Raw genomic sequence first — 25720 nt, 5'->3', positions numbered from 1 at the left:
GCGGATCCCTGCACGGACGGGCCTCGGCGACTGCGTCTTCGTACTTGGGAAGGATTGGACCGCATGAACTACCAGAAGCTAAACCACCATCAACGAGATCTGAAAAACCTTCCGGACTTTGATTTTGTGCCAGACGCGAATGATTCCGCGCTCGACGCCGACATGGCGGCGGCCATGGCGAAACAGGAGGAATTGCAGCGCCATGCCGGCGGGAGCACCCTTACACTCGAAGACAATCGCCGGCAGCAAGCGCAGCTCGCCGGATTCTGGAGCGAGGGATCGCCCGACATCGCCTATGTCGATGATGTCGAGATTCCCTCTTCCGGTGGCACGGTTGCTGCACGCCTGTATCGCCCAACGCGGCAGAACACTCCTGTGCTGATCTACCTTCATGGCGGCGGCTGGTGCAGGGGATCTATCGCTTCCGATGCTGGCACCTGTCGTCATCTGGCAGAAAAGTCAGGCTTCGCTGTCCTGTCGCTGGAGTATCGATTAGCCCCGGAGAACCCATACCCAGCCGCGCTTTCTGACGTGCTGGCAGCGATGCAGTGGTGCCGAAAGTCCGCGGCGACCTGGAACCTCGACGCTGAACGCGTCTTTCTAGGAGGCGGCTCGGCCGGGGCTAATCTCTCTCTTGCCGCCGCCCTCAAATGCCGTGACGACGGTTTGCCTGGGCCGAGCGGGCTTGCACTATTTTACGGCTGGTTTCAGTGCACGGACTTCGACACGCCTAGCCACAGAGCCTTCGGGGATGGCCGCTACGGCAATTCGACGCAGCGGCTTCTTGGCTACGCCGCGCACTACGTGGCCAACGGCGCTCAACCCTACGACCCCTATATCTCTCCGCTCAGGGCAGCGTCTCTCGCCGGCCTTCCGCCAATGTGGCTCGGTGTTGCTGAACTGGATGCCCTCAGGGACGAACAGCTGGCGCTTGCGGAACGCGTTACCGCAGAAGGCGGGCAGGCCCTGGTCCGCCGATACTATGGTTTGGTCCACGGTTTCGGTGGACGGACCCGGATGGTCCCCCGCGCGGTTGCGGCGATCACCGATGCCGGTGAGTTCATCAAAAGTACCGCTACTCCCACAATGTCTCGTGAAACCGTTCGCTAACTCTTTGGAGCTGCCACCATGCTGTTTCGATCTCTCCGCCTCGTGATGCCGTTACTGGCGCTGGCCGCCAGCTCCGCTCAAGCTGAAACCCTCAACGTTCTTTACGTCAAAGGTTCGTTCCCAGAAGAAATCGTCGAGCCGTTCAAGAAGGCTCATCCAGACATCAATGTGATCTTACAGACACCGGCCACGGATTACGACGATCTCACAAAACGCCTTCTCCAGGATAGTATCGTCGGCGAAACGCCGGACGTCATCTTCCAGGGCTACAACCGATCGCTGTTGACAGTTCAGCGCGGCCTGCCGGTCCCGCTTGAATCCATTCTCGCGGGGGATGCCAATTGGGTCCGCGAAAACTACGAGGCGGCCTCCAATGACCTTTGCCGACACGATGGTAAGCAGTACGGTCTGCCTTTCATCATATCCGTCCCTATCGTCTACTATAACCCGGACCTTGTGAAAGCTGCGGGCGAAGACCCGGATCATTTTCCGGGCACCTGGGAAGGAATAACCGAACTGGCCGGGAAGATCACCGCCACCGGCAACAACCGGATCGGCGGGTACTTCGACCATAGTGCATCCGGCAACTGGACCTTCATGGCTTTGATAAATGCCCAGGGAGGGCAGATCATGTCGGCGGATGACCGGAAGATCGAGTTCGACGGAGCCGAGGGCAAAAAGGCCCTTGACGTCATCGAGATGTTCGGCAAGGCCGGACAGGTCGACATGCCGCGCACGCAAGCTTCCCAAGGCTTTTCTGCTGGCTCCATCGGCATACTCGTGTCATCGAGCGGGTTCTTGAAGAGCTTGATGAAGCAAGCCAACTTCCAGGTGCGAACTGCGCCGTTTCCGATCTCCGAAAACGGCCACATGCCTGCCGGCGGCAATTGTATGATGCTGCTCAGCAAGGACGCGGAACAGCAAAAGGCGGCCTGGACGTTCATGAAGTTCATGGCCAGCCCGCAGGTGCAGGCGCAAGTATTCGAAGCAACGGGTTACTTGCCGGGCAACCGATTGGGCGCCGCTGACCCCCTCAAAGAAGCGAAACCTGACGACCCGAGGCTGGTCTCGGTTGCCGCTTCTGCCAAGGCCGGTACATGGTACTCCTTCCCCGGCGACAATTCCCTTCGGATTACCGAGACGATCAAGTCAGTTCTACAGGATGTCGCGACACTGCGTCTGCCCCCGGCCGAAGCTCTGCCGAAGATGCGACAGGATGTTCAAGCGCTGCTGCCGAGGTGATTGAAATGACGCAAAGTCCTTTCTTGCAAGTACGTTTTCTCGGTGTCGCGGCCTACGAAATGATCGCGCGAGACGGCCGTCGGGTGTTGCTCGATCCATTTTTGACTGGCAATCCGACGTGCCCTGTCGGCCCGGATAATTTTGATCGGGTCGATCTCATCATCGTGACCCATGCTGCCAAGGATCACCTTGGCGACACGGCCCGAATTGCGCTGAACTCTGGAGCCTCCGTAATTTGCGGGGGCGAGGTACGAGCCTATCTTGAAGCCCATGGCGTTCCGTCGTCGCAGATCCGCGTGACGGCCTGGGGCATGCGATTAGAGGTTGCCGGCTTCGAAGTGCAAACTCTCGAATGCCGTCATTGCTCTTTTACCACTTTGCCTGACGGCACCTTTGTCTCCGGCATTCCCTTGGCGTTTCTCCTCGACCTGAATGAAAACATCCGGTGGTACCATCCGGGCGACACCTCCCTGTTCCATGACATGAAGTTGCAGGCTGAATTGTACCGCCCCACGATCGGATCCCTTGGGATCGCGAACCCTGCGGGCATACCTTCCAACGCTCCGGGCAAAAAACTCACGACAGACCTTTCTCCTCGCGAAGGAGTTATCGCGGCTCAATGGTTAGGGCTGAACACCGTATTGCCTTGTCATTACACAAGCCTGGACGATGACCTGGTGCGAGCGTTCATGCGTTGCGTGGACGACGCCAGGACCAATGGGGAGACCGTACCCGAGATTCTGCTCCTCGAGCCTGGCGAGTGGCTCCGCATCGCAGCTGACGGTTCGATCTACCCCACGACCGCTTCAATGGAAATTGAAAACAGCAATGGACGACGCGATGGTTTCCCAATCTGAACTGCAACAACCGTTTCCCAAGGAGCGTCGACACGATTGCCTGGGTATACCAGTCCTCTCTTATACTCGCCACGGCGATCCAATGAAGCCACTCGTGGTGTTCGTGCCTGGCGGTGGGGTTCTCGCTCGAATTATCTATGGTCATCCACAAGGCCGTAGAAGCGACTTTCTTGACTATTGGCTCGAGGAGCAGGGGTGGGGTCTCGTTACCGCGAGCTACCCTGGGGATCACCCAGTGTTTCTAGCACCGAAACCAGATCTCAAGCTACAGGATTGGGCATCCGCGCTCGCGGAGCTTGTTGCGGAGGCAATCGGCGAAGCTCGCTGGCGTCCAGTTATCGCCTGTGGCTGGAGCATGGGCGGCAAGCTGGTTTTTGCGCTGTCCCATGCGTTGCGTCGTCGCAACCTCGCGCTCGAGAGTTTCGTCTCGCTCAGCGCAACTCCACCTTTTCCGCGCCTCGACGGCGGGGAGAAGCCACCCGAAAGCCTTCTGGCGAATGGGCTCTGGAATCTTTCGCTTGGAACCCGGGACGGGTCCACAAGAGACGAGCGCTGGCTGGAAGAGCTTGGCGCGATCGCGCAAGCAGAAGGGCGAACCATCATCGAGCCGGAACTTTTCCGGGATCTTTATCGCACGAACGCCCCACCGAGACTGTGGGGGCCAGAGCTCGACCCCTTCTTTGATGGCGAGCAGCTGCAAGATCCTTCCGATTTGCTTCGTGTGGCACGCGTCTTTTCGGGCGATGATTATCCAATATGCGCGTCGATCATTCCGGTGGACGCACGAGACTACATACACACGTTCTCGGATGAGGTGGTATGGGGAAGCATCACGGTCAAGGGCCTTTTGAACAACGTACTGCCCAAGTTGGCGCCGTTGCGTCTCTCCGCCCATGACTGGGTGCGGCTGCGGGACCGCGTTGTTGCTTCGCCGCGGCGGCTGACCAGACATTTGCCAGGCGGGCACTACTTCTTTGTCGGAGCCGAGGGTGCGAGAGCCACGATGGCTCATTTGGTCGAGCTTCGTGACGAGGTGCAGCGCCTTGATGCTTTTTTCGGGACATTCACAAATTCGGAAATCCCTTGTGAAAGCCAGCCCTGACTTTGATCCAATTGAACTCGAAATCGGTGGTCGCCGATGATGCCGGGGCACTGCTTCGGACTGCATTTTCCACCGTCCTGCAACGGCGTTCGATTTCACCCGCTGCGGTCTGGATGTGACGACCATCGACCCCGCCGTGCAGGGCGGAGAGCGTGCTGCAAGCTCCGGAAACGGCGTCTGGCTTTCGCCGAGCGCGGTTGTGTCAGTATTTCGTCGCTAGGCTCTCGAGCAACGTCCCGGAATACCTTGCTGACCGGGGCCTCTCACGATCCGGTGGCACTATCTCCTGCAGCTGTTTGTCTTGCTTCACTACAGAAGCGTCATCGGCTGCGAGGCGCCAAACCTCCAGAAACCATTATCAAAATTGAGAAACCCAGATGCTTTCGCCACGTTTCATTATCGTCAGCTTTGACGGCCTCCGCCCCGACCTCGTTTCTCAGGAGTTGACACCGAACCTCTTCCGTTTGCAGTCCCTCGGCGTCACGTTGTCAAAGCATCGGACGATCTACCCTAGCGAAACCCGCTCGGCCTTTCCAAGCCTCGTAACTGGCGCGACCACGAGCCGCCATGGCATGGTCGGCAACAAGTATATCGACCGCTCGGTTTCGCCACCGCGCTACATCGACACGGCGGACGCTGTTCTGCTGCGCGAGCTCGACCTTGAAAGCGGTGGGCGACTGATGTCCGCGCCGACCCTCGGGGAGATCCTCGCGGTGTCAGGCAAGAGCCTCGCCGTGCTGGCAACCAACACGCCGGGCACCACCCGCTTCTTCCATCACAAGGCCGAGGACTTCGGGCACGTCCGGCTGTCCGGCCATTTCCGTGAAGCCTGCACGCCGGAGGAAGTGTTGGCAGAGGTCGAGACGCGTGTCGGTCTTTTGCCCCCCGAGCTACCAAAGCTCGAGCCTGATAAGGCCGGTCAAGACTGGATCACCTCGACATTCCTTGACGTTGTCTGGCCGAACCACCGTCCAGATGTAACGATCCTCTCCTATGGCGAGCCCGACGTAACTTCACATTTCCACGGCACCGGAGCGGAGGAGACGCTGCGCATCATTGCTCATTGCGACCGTCAATTCGGCCGGGTGCTCGACTGGTGGGAAGCGGAGGGTCGCGCTGGTGGTGTGCAGCTCGTCGCGGCCTCTGATCACGGGCACATTACCGGCCACACACGTGTTTCGGTAATTGACTGTCTACAAGATGCCGGTTTTCACCCTGGCACTGTGCCAGCGCCAGGTGTCGATGTCGTCGTCGTGCCAGGGCAGGTCGGCGCGCTCTATCTAGCCGACCCCTCGGATGAGCAGATATCCAGACTCGTGAGAGCGATCACCAGCCAACCATGGTGCGGACCGATCTTCACGCGCGCGAAAGACGAAGTGCAAGGTATTGCGCCCGGTAGTTTTGCTCAGCATTTGGTTTTTGCCGATCACGTGCGCGCACCGGACGTGTCTTTCTCCTTCCGGGCCGATGATAGCATCGATCCGTTCGGTCTTGCTGGCGGCACCTTCTATGATAATGATCGCCGCTCGGGCCTTGGCGTCCATGGCGGTTTGCACCCAAAGGAACTAGCGGCTGTCGGCATCGTGGCTGGGTCAGCATTCCCTGCTTCGGGTGCTGCGTCGACGGTTCCCTCGGGCATCTGCGATTTCGCGCCCACCATCCTGCACCTTCTTGAGATCGACCGGCCGAGTGAGATGAACGGCCGTGCGCTCCATGAGCTGTTTCAGGATCCGGCGAAAGCCGACGCGGAGATTCGGCGCGAAACGGTCGAAGCCGGTTTCGGCCGTTTCCGACAGGTCCTAAGGCGAGTGCAGGTGGGAAGCACTACTTACGTCGAGAGCGGTATGGCCGAAGGGTGAACATGCGTCTAACTGCACGTGAAGTTGAGGGAAGGGCAACAGGCCACTCTGGACCGTTGATCATCTCAGTTCGCGAAAAGCCGTAATAAGCTCCAACTCCAACGAAAAGCAGGGACAAAGAAATGGATAGACCGCGACAGTCAGAAACGGACCTGGTGAACAACGACGCAGAGATAGCGGCTTGTCTAGCTCGTCTCGGTTTGCATGCCGCGTGGGAGACAAGCCCCGATCGTTGGCGGGAGGCGTACCGGGTCGGTCGCATGCATGCAGAGCGGCTGGACTCGCGGCCCTCTACTATCCACGAACTCATTTGGGGAAAGTAATGAGCGCGCGCCAAGACGAGTTGGCATTCATGCCGCTGATTGTTGCCCGAGATGCGATCGCAATCGGCGACTTATGCCCCTTGAACTATGTGGATTATCTTCTTGCTCGGATCGGGGGGCTGGACCAGTCGATCCATTCGTTCGTAGCCTGTGACGCCGACCGTGCTCGAGAACGAGCAAGGCATCTTCGAGACCAACGTAAGCGTTCTAACGGGCATTCGTCAATCGGCCGACTGTTTGGCATTCCCTATGCCGTCAAGGATATCATCGATGTAAGGGGATACCCGACCACGGCACAGTCACGGATTATGCCCGCGGTACCAGCTTCTACCAACGCTGCCGTGATCGAAAGGCTGGACGCCTCCGGCGGCGTTTGTCTCGGCAAACTCACCTTGTACGAATTTGCGGTAGGAGGCAGTCCGGAGTTCGATCTTCCCTGGCCCGCCGCCAGAAACCCGTGGAATCTGAATTATATGGCTGGCTCATCATCGAGCGGTTCCGGCGCGGCTCTTTCTGCTGGCCTCGTTCCACTCACCATCGGAACCGACACGGGCGGCTCAATTCGCAGTCCTTCGATGATGAACGGAGTTGTCGGTCTAAAGCCCACACATGGAAGTATCGACATGAGTGGCGTATTCCCGCTTGCGCCATCGATGGACACTGTCGGGCCGATGGCGAGATCTGTTGCGGATGTCTTCGAAGCGTTTGCCGCCATGACCAATACAGAAGCGACAAATGAAAAGCTTCGCTTTCTTGAAAAGTTCAGCCTTGGTGTAGTGCGCCATTTCCACGAAACGGACCTAACGTGCGACGTATCGGTTTCTAATGCGATAGAAAAATGCGTCGATGCTGCAAACTCAGCGGGTTGGAACATCAATGATGTCAACCTGCCGCCGTTACGCAGTTTTGACTCCGCGGGGAGAGTGACGATGATCTCTGAAGCGTTCACCATCCATAAGCCTTGGCTTTCAGAAAAGCTCGACCTTTACGGTGTGAATGCGGCAGAGTTTCTAATGAGCGGCGCGTTCATTTCAGCGGAAGAATACCTGCGTGCTCAAAATGTTCGCCGCCGATTGAGGCAACAGGTTGACGAGGCACTTGAACAACATGACGCCCTATTGACAACCGTGAGTACACTCCCACCTTGCCGGATAGACGATCCGAACGCAATGCAGCGGTTGGCTGCTGCGGCAACGCGCATACCCGCCAACGTTACGGGACATCCGGGCGTGGCCATACCGACCGGATTATCAAGCGATGGTTTGCCCGTCGGCGTTCAGCTTATCGGTCGCAAACACGACGAGCGTAAACTTTTGCGCATGGCAGCCGACATGGAAGAAATGCTGGGCTTCACCTCAAAGTACCCTTACCCGAACGTGAAGCCGCTGACTTAGAAATAAGATGGCAAGGATTGCTCTCTCGACATGCTAAGGTCGAACGGATCGTGAAATCTTGTCCCGCGGGCATCTGCAACAACCTCCACTTTCTACGGATTTTATGTGTGACGGGAAATACTTGTTTGTCGTCACTTTACAAGGCGGTTCCCCAAAATTGCAAATTTGCGCGACAAACCCTGTCGGATTGTGGCAATGGGCGAGAAGTCGCAAACTTCCTGGTCTAGGGTAGCTGTCGCCTTCGCAGCCATGGCAAATGCATTTTCCGCCGCCTCATAATGTGAGGCTTACCTTATAGTCGGTCAGGAAATCGTCAAGGGTAAGGATATGCTCGACCCACCTAATGTTGTCGGTCGCGTTGAGCAACTTGCGGGAACCATCGGCGGAGAGCAGCGGTGCCACTGCCGCATCCCGGTTATTCAGGAGCTCGCTGAACCGGTCGCGCAGCATTCCGTCGTAGATCGGATCCTGGATTGCCGGATACCCGCTCTTGACGCGCTTGACCACCGACTGTGGTAGCAGGTCCAAGGTCGCGGCCCGTAGTAGGCTCTTCTCTCGATTGTCGAAAGTCTTGTGCGACCATGGGCAACCGAACACGTATTCAACGAGGCGGTGGTCGCAGTAGGGGACCCGGACCTCCACACCCAACGCCATGCTCATCCGGTCCTTGCGGTCGAGCAGTCTCGGCAGGAAGCGGGTGAGAAAGAGGAAGCAGACCTCTCTCATGCGACGCTCGTGGGGATCGGCCGCCGCCGGCCCGGTCAGGGCGGGTACTTCGGCAAGTGCCCTGCGGTACTGATCGTCGAGGTAACCGGGAAGGTCCAGTTTTTTGAGCAGGCGGGGATCTAGGTACTGCCAGCCAGTATCGACGTCCAACCAAGGAAACGTATCGGCCTGAACGTGCGCGGGATCGTGGAAGTACGAGTAGCCGCCGAAAACCTCGTCGGCCGACTCTCCTGAGAGGACCAACGTCGCATGTTGCCGGATCGCCCGGAACAGCAGATAGAGCGAGCTGTCTTTATCGCCCAAAGTGAACGGCAGATCGCGCGCGTGGAGAGTGCTTGCCCGCACGTCAGGCTCCATGAGCTCGTGCGCTGACAAAGTGATGTTCATGTGGTCCGTGGTAAGGAAACTTGCCACTTCCTGCACGTACGGACCGTCAGGTGTGGCGTGCCTCGGGTAGGCGGTAAAGTTCTCGGTGTAGCCGACGAAGTCGAGGGCGAAGGATCGAATCCGTTCGCCGTTAAAGCGCGCGGCTAATGCGGTCAAAGCCGAGGAGTCAAGCCCGCCCGACAACAATGTGCCTAGCGGCACGTCGGCGATCAGTTGCCGCTGAATCGTGTCCTCAAGCAACTCCCGGACGCGCCGGACGGTGGTAGGCACGTCGTCGATGTGACCACTGTCCGTGAGCTGCCAATAGGTCATCTGTTGGATGCCGTCGCGGTTCACGCGGACAATCTGGCCTGGCCGCACCTGATGCATACCGCGGTACACGGTGTTATGCGGGTCGGCGACGAAAGACAGTGTGCTCCGAAGCCCGTCGATGTCCATGACGCGTTCCGCGAGACCATTGGCGAGGATCGCCTTTGGCTCCGAGCCGAACAAAACCCCATTCTGGGTGGGATAGTAGTAAAGTGGCTTAATGCCGAGCCGATCGCGTACGAGAAGCAGCTCGCGATTCGCGGTGTCCCAGAGTGCGTAGGCGAACATTCCGTTTAGTTCGCTTACCGCGGTGCAGGGGTCGTCTCGACCCCACTCGCGGTGGGCGTGCAACAGCACTTCTGTGTCGCTGCTCGTGTCGAACCGATGGCTGAGGGCAGTGAGCCGTTCGCGCAGCTCGCGGTAGTTGTAAATCTCGCCACTGTAGACGAGCACCAAGGTGGGTCGGCCGTCTTCCTCGATCGCCATCGGCTGGTGACCGCCCTGAATATCGATGATTGCCAAGCGGCGATGTCCCAGTGCCGCGGGCCCATCGATCCAGGTCCCCTCGTCGTCCGGACCACGATTGGCCATGGTGGCCGTCATATCGACAAGCTCCCTTCGCGCTTTCGGACTTCCTAGGTCACGCTCGAAATCAATCCAACCACAGATGCCGCACATATTTTGCCTCCTTATCTAGGTAACTGCGGCGCAAACTCAGGCATCGGCGCCACCGCATTGCGCGAACGCGCGACATCCTTTACGGCCGCGCCATCGGCTCAACTCGAGTAAGCTCGATTCGTCGTGACGGCTTGCTGACACGCAGGGCGAAACGGGGTAGCGAAGCATTGCCCTTCTCCTCGACCTAGCCGTTATCACGCGATTTCTCGGAGGGTCAGGAACATTGCCTCCGTAACGCGCAGATCGTCCTCAGTGTCGATCTCATACCACCTGACGTCATCACATCTCGCCGCGGCGATCTGCAGGTCCTTCTTCTTTATCAGATCGGACAGCAGCTCTTCAGTATAGGATTTTACGGCGCCACCGCCGATGAGATCGTCGAGATGTGGCACGATCGTGTCGCGCAGATCGTTGGCAGAAAAACGGATCAGGTTCATCGTCTTGAACAGCCGTGGCGAGGCGTCGGCCAGGTTGGCGGCCGTCTGCTTCATCCGCACGTCGGCGATGTAGCCGTTTTCTGTCAGGACAACAGCGGAGCCTTCCATCGACCAGTCGAAAGGTGCGACTGCCGCAACATTTTCCGCATCTCCCGTTTCGAGGTAGCGCAGGGCATTCAACTCGAAAAAGACATCCCCCTCCAGGAGGTAGATGTCCCCGGTCAGCAGCGTATCTCGTGCCAACCAGAGGGAATACGCAGTGCCCGTCTTGTCGAAGACCCCAGACTCCACATAATTAATTTCGAGATTGCCGAAGCGATTGCCGCAGGAGCACTGGATTGCATCCTTGCGGTAGCCAACCACGATGGTGACTTCCTCTACGCCCACGGCTTCGAGGTTGCGCAGCGCATTGTGAATGATGGGCGTTCCATTTACCTCAATGAGCGGTTTCGGCCTCAGGTCGGTCAAAGGTCGCAGACGAGATCCACAACCTGCGGCAAGTATGACTGCCTTCTTGGGAGCATTTTTCATCGTCGTAGTTCCTTTTTGTTGGCGTCGTCACCATGACCTTGTCATTGCCAGGCGTTCAGACCCTTAACGAGCCGGGCGCGGCCGGTTTTCAGCTTATCGGCAGGTGCCCCGTAGGAGACGCGAAGCCCAGCCGAGTCACCAAAGTCCGTCCCCGCAGCCACGCCCATTTCCATCAGCAGAGCGTTCACCACATCATCTCGCCGCCAGTCAGATTGATGATCTCTTTTCCCGCGTCCGCGGCCGCCTTGGCCGCTGCGCGAGCCACTGCCGTTCCCGACGATTTGAACAAGCTTGTCCGTTGCGCAAGCATACGCGCGCCCCCAAGATTTTGACGATCTAAAATTGCGCCGGCCCCGATGAGGCGCGCGCGGCTACAGATGCTTCGGCAAATAGCGATCTTCAGCCGATGCCAATTCGTCATATCGCAAGAGACCAAAGACGTCCTCAAGCGTGGCGACTTCCGGCTCGACTCCGGCAACGCTTTCTTCGGCTGCGATGCGAGCGCACACCGCTCGCATCCCGGCGACTGCAGCCCGCATCGCATGATTGGCCCAGATCACCGTCGAGATGCCGGCATCTCGATAAGCCGAGACCGGCGTGCGGTAGTATTTCGTCGGCACAATCACGATCGGAAGCTTCTGCCACTCTTTCGCGAAAGCCATAATCTCGTCCGCATCTGTCTTACGTGAATGGATCAGGATCGCGTCGGCGCCGGCATCGGCATAGGCGTCTGCACGGCGTAAGGCTTCGTCCAGACCGTAGCCGGCGATTAGCGCTTCGATGCGAGCGACGAGCACAAGGTCGTTCCCGGTGGTGTCTTTGACTGCCCTCAAGCGGCCGGAAAACTCATCGATATCTACGAGCGGGTGACGGTTTCCCACGAAACTGTTCCTCTTCGGGAAAGCCTTGTCTTCAAGGCAGACGCCGGCGGCGCCGTGCTGCAAAAGCTTTGTCGCCAATAGACGGGCGTTGTTGAAATTGCCGAACCCAGACTCGCCGTCAACCAGGATCGGTAGTCCGCTCGCATCGACCATCCGCTCTACCGCGTCGACAACTTCGGTCCAACTTGCCTCGTTTGCATCGCGATAGCCCAGTGCCGAAGAGATCGAAAGTCCGGATGCCCATAGTCCCTTAAAGCCAGCCTGCTTGACGATGGCCGCAGAAAGTCCGTCATGAGCTTCCATGAGGAAAGACAGTTTCCCGGAGCAAACGAGATCACGGAGCATCTTCGTCGGGTTATCGAGCGGACCCAACGGTCTGCCTATGAAAACTGTCTGGTTCATTGTCACTCCTCCTTCATAAAGCCAAAACTAAGGTTGAATGCTTCGCTGGAGAAAAGCAATGGATAGATGAATTTATATTTGATATATATAGAGTAATGAGCCAACGTTCCATGAAATAACAACGCACAACAGTAGGAAATAAAAAGATATACTAGATCGTATGTCGACAAATATATCATGGTGACTCTCAATCGAGGGGATTGCTTTGGGCCGCACGGCGCAACTTATGCAACGTATGCCGATCGAGCCATGCGATAGGTACTGATCGTCATCGCCTGATATGTGGGCTAGCCAACGAACAGTCTGGCTCCTGAAGGAGCTGATCCAATGGAGCCTCGACAAAGGAGAGGACTGACATGTGGTTTTGTGAAAAGGCCGCCGAATGTCGCGGGGTAGACATACCAAAAAAAAATCTTTCTGACCCAGTGACGCGCGCAAAGGCCGAAACAGCCTACGATGCTGTACTTCAATCGCTATACAGCTACGCCCTCGCCCCAGGGCAGCATCTCAGTGACCAGGATCTGGCGTTCAAACTTAACATCGGCCGAACTCCCATTCGCGAAGCACTTATTCGACTTGCTGCTGAAGAAAAAATCATAGCCCTTCCAAAAAGAGGCTACTTCACGAGGCCGCTCATCGAGCACGCTCTAATGGACTCATATGTCGTGGCGCGCGAAATCCTAGCGTTTGCACTGTTACGCGGACGACCGCAAGCTCGCTACCAAACCGCACGCTGTGATGAAGAGTCCCCAGCAAAACTCGCGTTTCGAGCGGAGGCCATCTTCACCGAGATCGCGCAGAAGTCGTCCAATTGCGAGATTTGTCACATCATAGAGAAGTTCTCTTTTTGCACCCACCCTTTGCGTGTAGCAATAACTACATCACAACGTTCAATTTCTTTCAGGAGAAGTCTTGATGGGCTGGCCGACGCAATGGCGCAACTCGGCAACGCAACCAGCGTGGTGAAATCGGCGCTAATGAGCCACCTCGACTTAGAGCAAGGTTTTCTTTCGGATGTTGTGCAAGACATCAATGCACGATGGCTAACGAGCACTACCCTTGCCGCAAGAAGCTCCTAGCAATTCGCTTATCTATGGTGAGAATGTACCGCGATCTCGATTTGATCAACGCTCGATCTGCGCAAGCTTCAGCCGGTACAAAAGGCGCGGCACGATGCAAATTCAGGGTCCGGTGCGCACTTCGGCGCCGTACAATGATGTTTGTTGGCGTTACGTTTGTCGGCCCTGTTGGCAAATTAGGCGCGAAGAATTGGTGAAATCCGCAACTTGGAGGCAGCTGGAGCAGGTCAGATCGCGGGCGAGCGCAGAAGGTTCAAATGGTGCAGCGAGTTCTGGGAGGAAAGAATGGGGCGCATGGCTCCGGCTTTAGTGATGACCGTTGTTTTGCCGTTTCCGACGTTTCTCGCTGCCAGCTCCGATATCATAAGCCAGCCAGGAAGTTTGCTCGCAGCAGAAGGGCAATCTGCAATAATGGATCTGTCAGCGCTCGCAAGAAATCATGCAAGGCATAATTGGTTGAGGTCGCCTTACTCGGATTGGGGCCAGCGGATATAGAGCACCGATTCCTCGCCAGTGCTCGTGCCGCACAGGATCACATGGCGTGGAACCACGCGGCGGCCAATTCTGTCACCGACGGCCGCAAAAGCTTCCTTCGAAGGTAACGCCCGGGAACAATCTCCGCAGCGGATATGTTCCGACTTCGTTCGAGGCGTGATAGCACATCGGAGAGGAGAATTCGAATGACGACACGCGACCACGGCGCCGTACTTGAAGACGCCGCTGATTGCATTGGCGACATGTCCCTCGCCGATCTGCCGATCATATTGCGACGAGCTGCGCTGATGCTCCGAAATGCCGGCTCGGTTCCCATTGATGAACAAGTTGAGGAGGCGATCGACAGCATTGCCGACGAACTCGGCAAAACCCGCAACGACGTGATCCGCTATATCATCAAGGAATGTTTGGAGACAAACGTCTACCTCCCGGTGCAGGTGCTGGATGACGATGGCGATGTTGAAGGATCGGCTTGGGAGCGGCCGGATGGCGACCGAGGCTAGTTTGATACTAAGAGGCGACGTATGACTTTTGCTTGTGTGAGGAGGGTCAATACGGAACTGTCGTCAGGGTGACATTTTTTTCTCCGGCGGTTATTGCGGCATCCACGGTCTGAGCCCGATTGCGCGACGCGGCTCGTTGCCAAGCCAAATCCAACTTATATACCGGAGCCGCCGTTGTTGTGATTGACGACCATATTATGAAAGAACGCTCCGCAACGGGAAGGTGCCATGATTAGGGTAATGCTATTTGAAGTCGGCAATGTCGTTAACTAAAGCCGACCGTGATGCGGCCTGTCTTAGTAGCGAAATGTGGTGATGTGGGTCGCTCTCACATGCTTTCCGTCGGTCCAATCACGGAGCCGGTTTGGATGCGCAGCGTTGATAATGATCCCCGAGGCGCCTCGCAACGACATGAAATGGGCCGCACAAGCATCGATTGACGTATGACCAAGCTCAGCTAGATCATGGGCATCAATCTCTTTTATGAGCGCTTCGGGATCATGAGTTGCCGCGTCGCGATAGATACCGTCCACATCGGTCAGCATTGCCAATAGAGGAGCGTTCGTTACCCAAGCAATCCATGCGGCAACAGCATCGGACGTAATGTCCCAACTCCAATCAACCGGATCCGTCGTGAAGAGCATGCGTGACGGAAGCAGAACTGGAATTTTGCCAACCTTTGCCAGGCGCCGGCATTCGCCCAACGTCGCGGACGGAACAAGATTAGCGGAGAAGGCTCGATGCGCCAGCAAATATCCCGTCTGATCTCGGGCGAGAGCGCGCGCGCGAGGGGCCGTAAACGGCGCCGGAGCATATGCTGTGTCAGCAGCCTCAATGGCTTTGTCCTGAGAGCCTCTGCCAGGGACCACCAAAATTCGATCGCCACGCTGGACCAAGCGCTCGAGCTCCGCAACAGCCGCCCTACACACCGACAGATCATGCATGAGGCTTCCGCCGAACTCGACAACCATCGAAAAGCCGCGTGAGGGAAAACTTTCGGCGAACATGTTCTGAAGCTCCCCTCCCGCTGCTTAAGCCATATCGACATCCGCGGGGATTTCCGAAGTCAGTTTCTGACGTGCATCTGAGATTTTCTGGAAAGAGGCAGCGTTCGATTGCTTCATTTCCACGTCACTTTGCGGAACAAGCTCGGTCACGTTGATCATTATGCCGAGAAGCTTCGTCACGCTCAAAAAGTCGCTCTTCCATCATGTTCCACGCAGATCTCCACTGAACGCTGCTGGAGAAATCTCGACCTGGCGACGACCTTTCATATTTGCTAGGAAGCTCAAGCGACCATGCCTTTCCATTTAGTTGTAGACCTCCAACATCCCTGCGCTTCGTTAACACAGGAATATGTGTCGGCAGCATACTTTGCGTCGCGATTGAACGGCTTCAAAAACCGTGCCAACCGTGCAGGACGAGTTCGCAAGGATTTTCTCCGTGTTTCTCCATGAGTAAAGCCGCCGACAGCGAAAGGTCGCAGAAGCCGATAAAAGCGCGTCACGCAGATTAAACGCGCAAGCATTGTCCAATTTGTCGGGTAGGCGACAGAGGCTTTGTTAAGTCAATCTCGTTTGCATTCCCTTAATGGCTTGAAATCACACGCGGAAACCGTCTCTTCGGCTACGCTGGTCGAGTTGGCACGGTTTTTGATGCTGTTCAGCGTTGTGGCGGCGAAAGCTGCCGGCCGGCGATCGTTTATTGGATGACCGTCGGACGGGAGGAAGTAGGCGCCGTATCAAATCGTCAGATTTGCATTTTGTCGAAGAAGGAAATCAATGGAAACCAGAAGACCGATCGGTCTGTCGGGCCGCCACCCGAATAATGTTCAACGTCGGCCGATCGCCGCCACCGGACTTCCAGCCGGACGAGAGCCTGATAGTCGGGAAACGTGTTATCGGACCACCTCGCGTCGATTGAGGTTCAAGACGCGGCGCGTCTTCGATCGTCCATCGGCCGCGAACATCCTGCAATCGTTGCCGCGTCACTCAACGCACGAAAACGCCTCTACCAATCTTAGAATTTGCGACAAAGCGATGCGCCACGAACAAATTACCGAATTACTCGATCGCGAGGCGATCCGAGACTGTCTTTACCGATACTGCCGCGGGATAGATCGGGCAGATGAGCCGGCGCTGCGCAGCGCCTACTGGCCCGATGCGCATGATAATCACGGGGCCTATTCCGGCTCCGCTGAGGGTTTCATAGAGTTCGCGCTGGGTGTCTTCAAGACCGAACCGCGCAATTTCCACCAGATCACCAACGTTCTGATCGAGTTCATCGATCCGGCTAGGGCTGCCGTCGAGAGCTACTTCACTGCGCTGCAACGCGGACCGGACGGCGCGAGGACGGTACGTCAGGTCCTCTTGTGCGGCCGCTATTGCGACCTGTTTCAGAAAAGGGACGGGGAGTGGCGCATTGCCGAGCGGACCGTTGTCTACGATTGGGTCGAGGAGCAGACCGCGCCGGCGACCTCCGAGGTGGAGCGCTTCGGTCTCCGGCAGCCTATCGGAGCATCCTATCCGACCGATCCGATCTATGCGCTCGGGAAACGTCGTTCAGAGACGTGAAGGTGTGATCCATATGGCGCAAATGCCTCGTGATGAGGGGTTTCAGATCTTGATCGGCGACGGAGCGGAAATCACATGACCATTCTGTCTATTGCCATGTCGTGGGTGATTGCCCGGCACACATGGACCGGTAAAAGCTCAGGAGAATTCTCATGAAACGGCAAGGACGCGTCGTCATCATTACAGGCGCCGCAGGCGGGATCGGCCGCGCCTTGGTCGATGCCCATGTCGCTGCAGGAGACATTGTCGTTGCCGCGGATCTCCCGGGCAGCGGCGTGCTTGAACTGGTTCGAGCTCTTGACCCAGTGCATATTGGACTTGAATTCGATGTCTCGCAAGAAGAAGACATCCTTGCCCTTTATGAGAGGATCGACGCGCAGTTCGACCAGATCGACGTTCTCGTCAACAATGCGGGGATAGGACCCAGTATGGCTGCGACTGCCGACACCGGCATCGACGCCTTCCGACGTGCATTGGCGGTAAATCTCATCGGGCCTTTCGTCATGGGTCGCGAAGCCGCGCGGCGGATGCGGCCAGGTGCATCTATCATCAATGTTGCCTCCATGGCGGGCATGCTTGGCAATCCGAAACGCAACGCCTACGCAGCTTCGAAAGCGGGCCTTATCTCGATTACGAAATCGCTCGCCTGCGAGTTGGCCTCTCTTGGCATCCGCGTGACGGCAGTGGCGCCGGGATATGTACGCACGCCGATGGTCGCACAATTGGAATGCGCGGGCCAGACGAACTTAGCGGCGGTTCGCAGCCGCGTGCCGATGGGGCGCATGGCGCGTCCGGAGGAAATTGCACGAGTCGTGCTGTTTCTCGCCAGTGCGGACGCGCATTCTATTAACGGCACGGTGCTGACAATTGATGGGGGTTGGATGTCCTTCAACCAGCCCGGCCGCGCGCACCCACGCGTAAGCGGCACACCACGAGCCGAACTCTTGCGTCCGCCAGAACGGAGCGACAGGCGGATCGTCCTCGTCACAGGGGGAGCAACCAGCATAGGTGCAGCCATCATTCGCCGCTTTAGAGCAAACGGCGATACCATCGTCATTGTCGACAAAAACGGGGCCGCCGCGGCGCAGTTCGCAACAGCTCTCGGTGGCGAGCACATGGGCAAATCCGTGGACGTCACCATCGAAGCGGAGGTGGTTGCGCTCTTCGACGATTTGCGCGAGCGGTTCGGGCGGCTGGAGGTCCTCGTCAACGGCGCAGCTTGGCCCGATAGTTGCTCTTCGGGAGTTGAGCAAACGCCTGCCGAGATCGCACGCATCATTGATGTCAATCTCACCGGTGCCTTCGCCTGCGCGCGTGAGGCAATCAAGATGATGCGGCCCGGCGGGGTGATCCTGAATATCGGGTCAATCGACCGCTCCCTGACGATTGCCCAACGCCATGCGTATGGTGCATCAAAAGCGGGGTTAGAAATGCTGACCCGCTGCATGGCTGCCGAACTCGGACCGGTTGGCATTCGGACAGCCACGATCGCACTTGGCTTTATTCACACACCTGATGTTGCACAGGACGCGATCAGCCGCCGCGACCCGATCGGCGAGATGGTGGCACAGTCCGAAGGCGTGGCTAACGCAGCATTCTTCCTGGCTTCGCCAGATGCTTCATATGTCAACGGTTCGACGCTCTACGTGGGCAGCAGTTGAACCTCGTTTTGACGATATGGGATTCTCTCACGATCAGGAACATTCGAGGAGATCGAAAAATGAAGATCCACCGTGCGCCAGAGATTGTGCGGAGGGTCATCGAAGACGACAGTTTTAAGGAGCGCCCGCGACTGGCGAATGGCAAGCAAATTTCCCTCGAAACCCCGAATACCGAAAAAAGGGAATCGGCATCAAGGCCAAGGACAATTCGCGCGCCCGCCGGCCATCCCCTGACGGGCCCAACCTCAATGAGGAAACGTTATGGAATTTGCGACATTCATCCTTGCCTCCCAGCGTGGCTATCATCAATCGTCCGAGAGTGTCATCCGCAACTCAATCGAACAGGCAGTCCTTTCGGAGCAGGCTGGCTTCAACACCGCGTGGTTTGCCGAGCACCACTTCAACAACTATAGCCTGGTTCCATCGCCCTTGATGATGGTGGCGCATTGCGCCGGCCGGACGAACTCCATCCGCCTCGGCACCGGTGTCTGCGTGTTGCCGCTCTATCAACCGCAGCGTCTGCTTTCCGAGATCGGCTTCGCCGATATCGTTTCGAGTGGTCGCCTGGAGCTTGGCGTCGGCTCCGGATATCAGCAATTCGAGTTCGAGCGCTTCGGTGTCGATATCGATGCGGCGCCCGCTGTTTGTTCGGAATACCTGGACGTCCTTCTTAAGGGCCTTAAGCAAAAAATCTTCGAGCACGACGGTCAATATATAAAAATACCTTCGACGGCGATTTCGGTGCGGACCGTCCAGAAGCCGACCCCTCCGATCTGGATCGCTACCGCCTCCGGATACAGCATGGGCCGGGCTTATCGCGAGGGACACAATCTCTTCGTGACGGCATTCCACGACGGCTTGGACGCTTTGAGCACGCTGCGTGACAACATCGAGAAAGCAGCACTATCAAAAAATAAGGACGTTGCGGACGCCAAGATATCGCTGTTGCGTTGTTGCTATGCCAGCGACAACGAGACGGAGATCAACAGCTATCTCGATAACGCCCGTTTCCAGCGTCGGCTATCCGAAGCGCTTCATCAGCGCCGCCAGCAGAGCCAGGACGGCTATCTGCTGCAGGAAACCCCAACGCAACAGGACCTGTCGTTTCAGACTATGCGCGACAATCTGCCGGTCGGCAGTGTAAATCGGGTGATCGATCGCCTGCTGGAAGAGATCAGTGTGCTGAAGCCGTCCCAGATCGCAATGCACTGCCAATTGGGCGATTTCGATCATCAGACGATGCTGCGGCAAATTGAGCTCTGGGGAGACACGATCATTCCGGCTGTCAACAAATCGCTCGGTCACGCGCCCGGGATGACGGAATAGGCACTTCCTGAGATTAGGCTGTAATTTCTGATGATGAGTTGTTCGGACCATGACTGAAATCGACCCCGCACCACCGCGAGCGGGCCTCGTTGACGATGCCCGGTTCTGGCCTCGGGAGACCGCAAGCTAGACTTTGGCGAATTCGCCACGATAAATTGTCGCAACTTAGACCGCGGTGTCGACCTCCTTCAGTCAGCCAGACCCAGAGTCTCGAAGTGAAACGGGCCGCGCACCCCGGCGGAAAAACGCTCAGCCGCGTTGAGAGCCATTTCCAACCTATCGCGGGGCGGAGAGCTTGACGATGCAAAGAGCGCGCCCAGTGCAATTTGCTGACCGCATCCGCAGGCGTCAAAGCCATCGATCGCCTCGCCAACCTGATAATCGTCATCGATCCTGAAAAGCCTTCCGGCATAGCCGACGAGGAAGGTGCCGCCGAGCTCGGCATCGTTCTGCCGCCGTGCGTAGCCACCATCTTTCAGGCATTGGCGGAGCGCATTGACGAACTCCGTCACCATAAAGGCGTACACATCCGTTTCGGGGTGTCTTTTGGGTGGCTTGAAGGAATGTGCCAATAGCTGGCCCATTCTAAACGAAGAGGTGAATCCGAAGAGAAAGTCCTGCTTGCGGAACACCTTGCGATCGGCTCGGACGGTAAGCGAATAGCCGGCCACGCCAGCGCTATCGCCTCCGATATGAACAGATGCGTCGCTGACTAAACCGACAATACATGTCATCCGCGGCTGCTCCTCACGTCGGCTCTTTTTATAAAATCCAATGCGCCATCAGCAGCCGACCAGGATTTGCCGCATTCGCTGCCTCAGGCTCAACCAGCAAACAGCATGCCAACCAGCACACGGGGCCTCCCGCGGCCGTGATAGCTGCTCCACGGTCTTACCACTTCCTGGTTGGTCGATGGGATTACCAGACCCTGATGATGCCGGTGCGCTCTCGCCTGAAGCCGCAAGACTTCGTGATGGTTGTTGTTTGATCGAGGGACGCGGACGTCGGGTTTGTTCCGTCCGCGACACGGACTTGTTCGGCGAGCTGGCGCAGCCACGCCTAAGCCTTTGATTATCAGGTCATCCACGCTCTTTGCCGAGCTGGCACGGCTTTTGAAGTTCCTCTGTCGGGAGGTGGTAGGAATGGCCGATCTGTGACGACATCGATGCAACAGGACGCAGAGGAAAGCCATCATGCCAAGTCTGGCGCGGATACGCATTCGGCCGGGAAGGCAGATAGCGCCTGGCATCGGAACGCTCGATTGCTCAAGCAGGCGACCGTTCTACAATCGCTTGGCGCCGGTCGACGGCCGCTAATGGGCCTCTGGTTGGATTTCGATGAACATGTGCTTGCCGCAGTTTCGCGTTCGCTGGACAAGATTCGACGGCGGCAATCAGCCCTTCACAGGTCAATTTGCAGGCCGCGCCTTTCTCCGCTGCCGTCAGCCAAGCCTTCTCCTTGGAGGAGGGGAGAGGCGCAAGTTCCGTGCGGGCTTTCCGCGACCCCAGGCTAAGGGCGATCGGGCGAATGCATGGATCACCGGGATCATCGCCTGGCGGCCATCGAGTGATACCGATTTCTGGCAGGGCGAAATTCATTCGGTGGGCCAAAAACAGCCGCTTGTTTGCCACCACGTTCTCAACGCGGGAGGCTCAGCAACGCAAAAGCAAACGGAGACAAGACCATCCCCGGACAGATCGTCTGACGGGTGCCCGCCATCACAAGTTTACCGCTTCCTCGCACCACGAAATTCTTCTCGATTAGGAGTTGTTCGCACATGACTGTTATCGATCCTCGCCCGACGCTGAATGCCCCCGATGACGACCCTTATCTCTGGCTGGAAGACATCGATGGCGAGAGGGCCTTGAATTGGGTCACCGAGCAATCGGCGCGAACGCTGGCACGCTTTGGCGGGCCGGGGTTCGAAGGAGACCGCGATACGCTCACGGGGATTTTCGATCGCCCTGACAAGATTGCCTGGGTCATGCGCCGCGACAAATACCTCTACAATTTCTGGCGAGATGCCGAAAATCCGAGAGGTTTGTGGCGCAGAACAACGCTTGCCGCCTACTTAACGGCAAAGCCGGAGTGGGAGATCGTTCTCGACGTGGATGCCCTCGCCAAGACCGAAGGAAAGGACTGGATTTGGGGCGGCGCCTCGGTCGAACCCGGAGACGTGAAAGAGCCGTCCTTCGCCTGTCGCTCGGTGGCGGCGATGCGGTCGTGCATCGCGAGTACGATCTAACCGCACGAAGCCTCATCCCAGACGGCTTCAATCTGCCGGAGGCCAAAGGCCACATCGCCTGGCTCGATCACGACACTCTTTTGCTTTCCAGTGCTCTTGGCGACGGCATGGCCACGCGCTCCGGCTATGCGCGCACCGTGCGATTATGGAGGCGTGGTGCAGATCCGCTCACCGCGCCGGTTATCTTCGAGACGAGTTTCGATTCCATGCTCGTATTCGGCCATCTGGATCGCACCGCGGCGAGCGAACGCGTTTGGTTCACCGAGCGACGCGCCTTTTTCGATGCAATCGGCTGGATCGGCGACAGGAGCGGTCCGAAGACGCAGATCGATCTTCCTCGAGATGCTAGCTGGGACGTCTTCGGTGATTGGCTGGCGGTGAAGTTGCGTAACGCATGGACGGTCGCAGGAACGGGGATTGCAAGGCCTCGACCGCCAGATATGACGGTCGCAGTGCATTCCAGTTAAGCTGTCCGACATTGCGATCGGTCAGAACTGGATCGGCGCCTGAACGGCTGCCTGTCTAGCGAAGCACCGGTTCTCCATGGAAGCGGCGCTTTGATGGTTTTGAGACGCCAAATCCGACCTCCATCATCAGCCGCGGCCTCTGTTTTGCCAAGGTGCCCATATGAAAGCCGAAAGGATCCTCGACGAAGCCAGAACCCGCCTTGCCGGTCAAAGTGATGGCATTTTCTTCGCCATAGAAATCCAGCACCTCATGCGCAGGATGGCCGACGAGCAGCGTCAATTGATGCTTCAAACGCCGACGGTTGTGGCTGCCGCGCACGTAGACATGCGGGCCGGAATCGGCATCGACGTCGGAAAGATAAAAGAAAAACTTCAGCATTCGCCAATCATCAAGATCGAAGTGAAACTTGAAGGAAGCGCGGCTCAGATCCGCGTCCGAGGCTTTTTTTGTTGGAAAGCTCCACCACGTCCGCGTGGTGATCAATCTTGCATTGCCGCCGAGATAATGCCTTGCGACGTCCAGAAGCAGCGGATCTTGCTGAACGGCAACGACGGCGTCACATCGTAAAACCCGTTCGTAATGGTGGCCGCTCAGTATCGTGCGACCGAGCCATTGCTCGGTTTCGGTATGGTCACCGGCCAGAAAATCAAGCCTGCGGTCGAAATTGCCGAAGCAGGGCGTCTCATGTCCAAAACGTGCAATTTCCTCGTGAATTGCGGTTGGTAGGGTCAAGCCGGCAAATATGCCCGTTTGTCTCAGTTCGGCTGCGATCGTTTTTGCCTTGAGATCGCCAAACATCGAGGGCTTGCGACTTTCCGGCCGCGGCACTGGTCGTGCGGTCAGCCAATGCGCCTTGCGCACCGGCATCGTGCGTGCCAGCAGGAACATTGGGAGCCAGGCCGGATTCTCTCGCATATCCGTCAGATAGGTTGGAATTCGGGACGCGATGCGGCGAAAAACGCCGCCGTTGCGCGCGATCGTTTCGAGGTCCTTCGGATTGGAGTTTGCGGAACTGAGCATTCGATGGCCTTTCATGGATGATAGAATTTCCCCCGTGCCGGTAAGAACCTCCACGCGATGCGTTATTCTCGGCAAAGCTTAAGTGTTCCTGTTCGATGCTTCGAAAAACCCGCGAGATCAGCGGAACATTTTTGCGGTCGACCGGGCGACGGAATATTCAAACGCGGCACGCTCTCGCACGCCGCCTTTGTTGTTCTCTTCCAGGGTAGGATTCGTTCAAGGGAATGTGTCGTTGCTCCTCTCATCGAAACTAGATTTGATACCTAGACCAATGAACGAAAGTCCGCGGTACCGACTTTGATTCCATGTCTCAACAATATTTCTCCTCGTGTTACTCGTGCCAAATGCGAGAATGCGATCAAAGTGGCAGGCATTTGGACCGACCTTGTGACTGAGTTGTTTTGAGTCGCCTATCGGTTGGCGGCTTGCTTTTGTTACTCCAATGCCCCACAGGCTTGGCAAATGGATTGTTTAGATGGGGCGCATTCACGACGTGGATAAACCAAGACATAGTTCCACGATTGGAAGGTTACCGCGGACTGCGACCTACGCTTGATGCCGGCGCACACCGGCATTTTTGCATGGCATTTTCTTGTTGAAGACTCCGGCCGGATATCAGATGGCTAAGGCGTTTAGGACTGGTGGATTGAGCGGGTCCTGGATTTTCCCTAAACGCGCTCTCGGTGATCAACCCCTTTGGCGAACCGTTTTGCTGAAGCGGCAGTTGGTATGTTCTCCCGCGCCGGTTTGCCACGATCGCGCCGGCATTCTTGGAGTAATGAAGCGAATGTTTTCCGGCAATCGCGAGGGGCCGGAGACCTTTAATGTCAAGGTTCTGGCTTGGTTCGAAATTTTAGCCGCACCTCGCAATGCCCGGAGCCGTGCCTTGACAAGCGACCTCTTGAAACGCCCAACGAGGCAGACCTGATGCAATCCCTCAGACCGGCATCCGATCGTTTCGGCCGAACCCCCACGCAAATGTGCACTCGATCTACTTGATTTCGGCCGATTTATATTCTTTCAATGGGCATGATGATCGATGGCATGGATGGCATGCGTCCACGCTATGGATGAAGGAAAACATGCGTTTTAAAGGCCTTGATCTAAATCTCCTCGTCGTGCTTGACGCCCTCATGACCGAGCGTAACCTCACGGCAGCCGCACGCAGCATCAATCTCAGCCAGCCGGCAATGAGCGCGGCCGTCGCCCGGCTGCGGACATATTTCCGCGACGAGCTCTTTACGATGGCTGGCCGTGAACTTGTCCCAACGCCGCGTGCGGAAAGGCTCGCCTCGCCAGTGCGCGAGGCTTTGCTCTATATCCAGCTTCCATTATTTCCTGGGAGCCGTTTGATCCCACTCAATCTGATCGTTGCTTCAAGATCATCCTCTCCGACTACGTCACGCTTGTGTTTTTTGAAATGGTCGTTGAGCGCCTGGCGCGGGAGGCTCCCAGCGTCAGCTTCGAATTTCTGTCAGTTTCCGACGAATTCGAGGAGCTCCTCCGGCGCGGCGATGTCGACTTTCTGATTAAGCCGGAAGTGTTCATGTCGAAACATCCGCATGCCGCACTGTTCGACGACATATTCGTCGTAACCTGCGGGACGAACAAACAGCTGTCCGAGCCATTTACATTCGAGCAATACATGTCGATGGGCCATGTTGCGGTCAAGTTTGGAAATACGCGCAAGCCGGCCATCGACGAGTGATATTTGCACGAGCACGGTTTCAAGAGACGTGTTGAGGTCGTCGTACAGTCCTTCAGCATGATCCCACCCATTTTGTCGGGTACCAACCGCATAGGAACCATGCCCCTGCGGCTCGCGCAATATTGTGCAAAAACGACGCCCCTGCGGATCGTCGAGCTCCCGCTGCCGATCCCCGCATTGACAGAGGCCGTCCAATGGCCGGCACTTCACAATACCGATCCGGCAAGCCTCTGGATGCGGGAGACGTTAATGCAGGAGGGAGCTCGCATGGTTTCGCCGCGCGCCACGGAACATCAAAGCGCTCCGAGAACTAAGCCCGGTCGTTTCAAAGTCTCCGCCGGGTGAAAACACTGCTCGTTTCACGCGGCTGCGACGTGCGCAAAGCCGGCGAATAGTTCCGGTGT

Annotated in this window: 20 protein-coding genes and 1 pseudogene; 14 read left to right on the top strand and 7 right to left on the bottom strand. The window is 57.2% G+C overall.

The window, feature by feature from the left end; genetic code table 11:
- From PY650_RS30130 to PY650_RS30105, 6 genes are all read left to right on the top strand, one after another.
- The coding region (locus PY650_RS30130; RefSeq protein ID WP_285883476.1) for an alpha/beta hydrolase at positions 1-1110 on the top strand (1110 nt) is incomplete at its 5' end.
- Positions 1111-1128: 18 nt separating this feature from the next.
- Positions 1129-2352 (top strand): ABC transporter substrate-binding protein, encoded by a 1224-nt coding sequence (locus PY650_RS30125; protein ID WP_285883475.1) that lies wholly within the window; start codon positions 1129-1131, stop codon positions 2350-2352.
- 5 nt (positions 2353-2357) lie between these two features.
- Positions 2358-3209, top strand: a complete 852-nt coding sequence (locus tag PY650_RS30120) for an MBL fold metallo-hydrolase (protein ID WP_285883474.1) — start codon at positions 2358-2360, stop codon at positions 3207-3209.
- Positions 3181-4311 carry an alpha/beta hydrolase family protein gene (locus PY650_RS30115; protein ID WP_285883473.1) on the top strand — a complete coding sequence of 377 codons (1131 nt, stop codon included), beginning with the start codon at positions 3181-3183 and terminating at the stop codon, positions 4309-4311. Before PY650_RS30120 ends, PY650_RS30115 begins: the two co-directional genes overlap by 29 nt.
- A gap of 377 nt (positions 4312-4688) precedes the next feature.
- Positions 4689-6170, top strand: coding sequence for an alkaline phosphatase family protein (locus PY650_RS30110; protein WP_285883472.1), 1482 nt, complete (start codon positions 4689-4691; stop codon positions 6168-6170).
- Between the two features lie 322 nt (positions 6171-6492).
- Positions 6493-7887 (top strand): amidase, encoded by a 1395-nt coding sequence (locus PY650_RS30105; RefSeq protein ID WP_285883471.1) that lies wholly within the window; start codon positions 6493-6495, stop codon positions 7885-7887.
- Between the two features lie 273 nt (positions 7888-8160).
- On the opposite strand, the gene asnB is transcribed toward PY650_RS30105, so the two are convergent.
- The 4 genes from asnB to aepX all read right to left on the bottom strand — a co-directional run bounded on the left by asnB (position 8161) and on the right by aepX (position 12238).
- A complete protein-coding gene (gene asnB, locus PY650_RS30100; RefSeq protein ID WP_285883470.1) occupies positions 8161-9987 on the bottom strand; it encodes an asparagine synthase (glutamine-hydrolyzing) in 1827 nt (608 codons plus the stop codon).
- Between the two features lie 194 nt (positions 9988-10181).
- Complete coding sequence (locus PY650_RS30095; protein ID WP_285883469.1) at positions 10182-10955, bottom strand: phosphocholine cytidylyltransferase family protein; 774 nt, start codon at positions 10953-10955, stop codon at positions 10182-10184.
- Positions 10956-10996: 41 nt separating this feature from the next.
- Complete coding sequence (locus tag PY650_RS30090) at positions 10997-11143, bottom strand: hypothetical protein (protein ID WP_285883467.1); 147 nt, start codon at positions 11141-11143, stop codon at positions 10997-10999.
- Between the two features lie 183 nt (positions 11144-11326).
- On the bottom strand, positions 11327-12238 hold the full coding sequence (aepX, locus tag PY650_RS30085; protein WP_285883466.1) for a phosphoenolpyruvate mutase: 912 nt from the start codon (positions 12236-12238) through the stop codon (positions 11327-11329).
- A gap of 356 nt (positions 12239-12594) precedes the next feature.
- On the opposite strand from aepX, the gene PY650_RS30080 reads away from it, so the two are divergent.
- Both PY650_RS30080 and PY650_RS30075 read left to right on the top strand, forming a co-directional pair.
- On the top strand, positions 12595-13317 hold the full coding sequence (locus PY650_RS30080; RefSeq protein ID WP_285883465.1) for a GntR family transcriptional regulator: 723 nt from the start codon (positions 12595-12597) through the stop codon (positions 13315-13317).
- 680 nt (positions 13318-13997) lie between these two features.
- Positions 13998-14315: a CopG family transcriptional regulator gene (locus PY650_RS30075; protein WP_285883464.1), complete on the top strand. Its 318-nt coding sequence runs from the start codon at positions 13998-14000 to the stop codon at positions 14313-14315.
- 296 nt (positions 14316-14611) lie between these two features.
- Here PY650_RS30075 and PY650_RS30070 read toward each other — a convergent pair whose 3' ends face one another.
- Positions 14612-15286 carry an amino acid kinase family protein gene (locus tag PY650_RS30070; protein WP_285883463.1) on the bottom strand — a complete coding sequence of 225 codons (675 nt, stop codon included), beginning with the start codon at positions 15284-15286 and terminating at the stop codon, positions 14612-14614.
- 1068 nt (positions 15287-16354) lie between these two features.
- Between PY650_RS30070 and PY650_RS30065 the strand changes: the two genes are divergently transcribed.
- From PY650_RS30065 to PY650_RS30055, 3 genes are all read left to right on the top strand, one after another.
- The gene (locus PY650_RS30065) at positions 16355-16888 is read left to right on the top strand and encodes a nuclear transport factor 2 family protein (protein ID WP_285883462.1); all 534 of its coding nucleotides are present in this window, start codon (positions 16355-16357) and stop codon (positions 16886-16888) included.
- A gap of 152 nt (positions 16889-17040) precedes the next feature.
- A complete protein-coding gene (locus tag PY650_RS30060; RefSeq protein WP_285883460.1) occupies positions 17041-18549 on the top strand; it encodes an SDR family oxidoreductase in 1509 nt (502 codons plus the stop codon).
- 261 nt (positions 18550-18810) lie between these two features.
- Positions 18811-19875 carry an LLM class flavin-dependent oxidoreductase gene (locus PY650_RS30055; RefSeq protein ID WP_285883458.1) on the top strand — a complete coding sequence of 355 codons (1065 nt, stop codon included), beginning with the start codon at positions 18811-18813 and terminating at the stop codon, positions 19873-19875.
- A 188-nt stretch (positions 19876-20063) separates the two neighbouring features.
- Here PY650_RS30055 and PY650_RS30050 read toward each other — a convergent pair whose 3' ends face one another.
- Positions 20064-20507 (bottom strand): hypothetical protein, encoded by a 444-nt coding sequence (locus tag PY650_RS30050; RefSeq protein WP_285883456.1) that lies wholly within the window; start codon positions 20505-20507, stop codon positions 20064-20066.
- 1145 nt (positions 20508-21652) lie between these two features.
- Between PY650_RS30050 and PY650_RS30045 the strand changes: the two genes are divergently transcribed.
- Both PY650_RS30045 and PY650_RS30040 read left to right on the top strand, forming a co-directional pair.
- Complete coding sequence (locus PY650_RS30045) at positions 21653-22120, top strand: hypothetical protein (protein ID WP_285883454.1); 468 nt, start codon at positions 21653-21655, stop codon at positions 22118-22120.
- On the top strand, positions 22099-22587 hold the full coding sequence (locus PY650_RS30040) for a hypothetical protein (protein ID WP_285883452.1): 489 nt from the start codon (positions 22099-22101) through the stop codon (positions 22585-22587). Before PY650_RS30045 ends, PY650_RS30040 begins: the two co-directional genes overlap by 22 nt.
- Positions 22588-22642: 55 nt before the next feature.
- Here the strand turns inward: PY650_RS30040 and PY650_RS30035 are convergent, their stop codons facing one another.
- Complete coding sequence (locus PY650_RS30035; RefSeq protein ID WP_285883450.1) at positions 22643-23608, bottom strand: phytanoyl-CoA dioxygenase family protein; 966 nt, start codon at positions 23606-23608, stop codon at positions 22643-22645.
- 1082 nt (positions 23609-24690) lie between these two features.
- On the opposite strand from PY650_RS30035, the pseudogene PY650_RS30030 reads away from it, so the two are divergent.
- Positions 24691-25661: pseudogene (locus PY650_RS30030) on the top strand (LysR family transcriptional regulator).
- Positions 25662-25720 lie beyond the last annotated feature (59 nt).

Source organism: Martinezella calliandrae, from assembly GCF_030272695.1.
Classification (GTDB): domain Bacteria; phylum Pseudomonadota; class Alphaproteobacteria; order Rhizobiales; family Rhizobiaceae; genus Rhizobium; species Rhizobium calliandrae.
The sequence above is the reverse complement of the archived record's forward strand: the minus strand, read 5'-3'. Positions and strand labels throughout refer to the sequence as shown.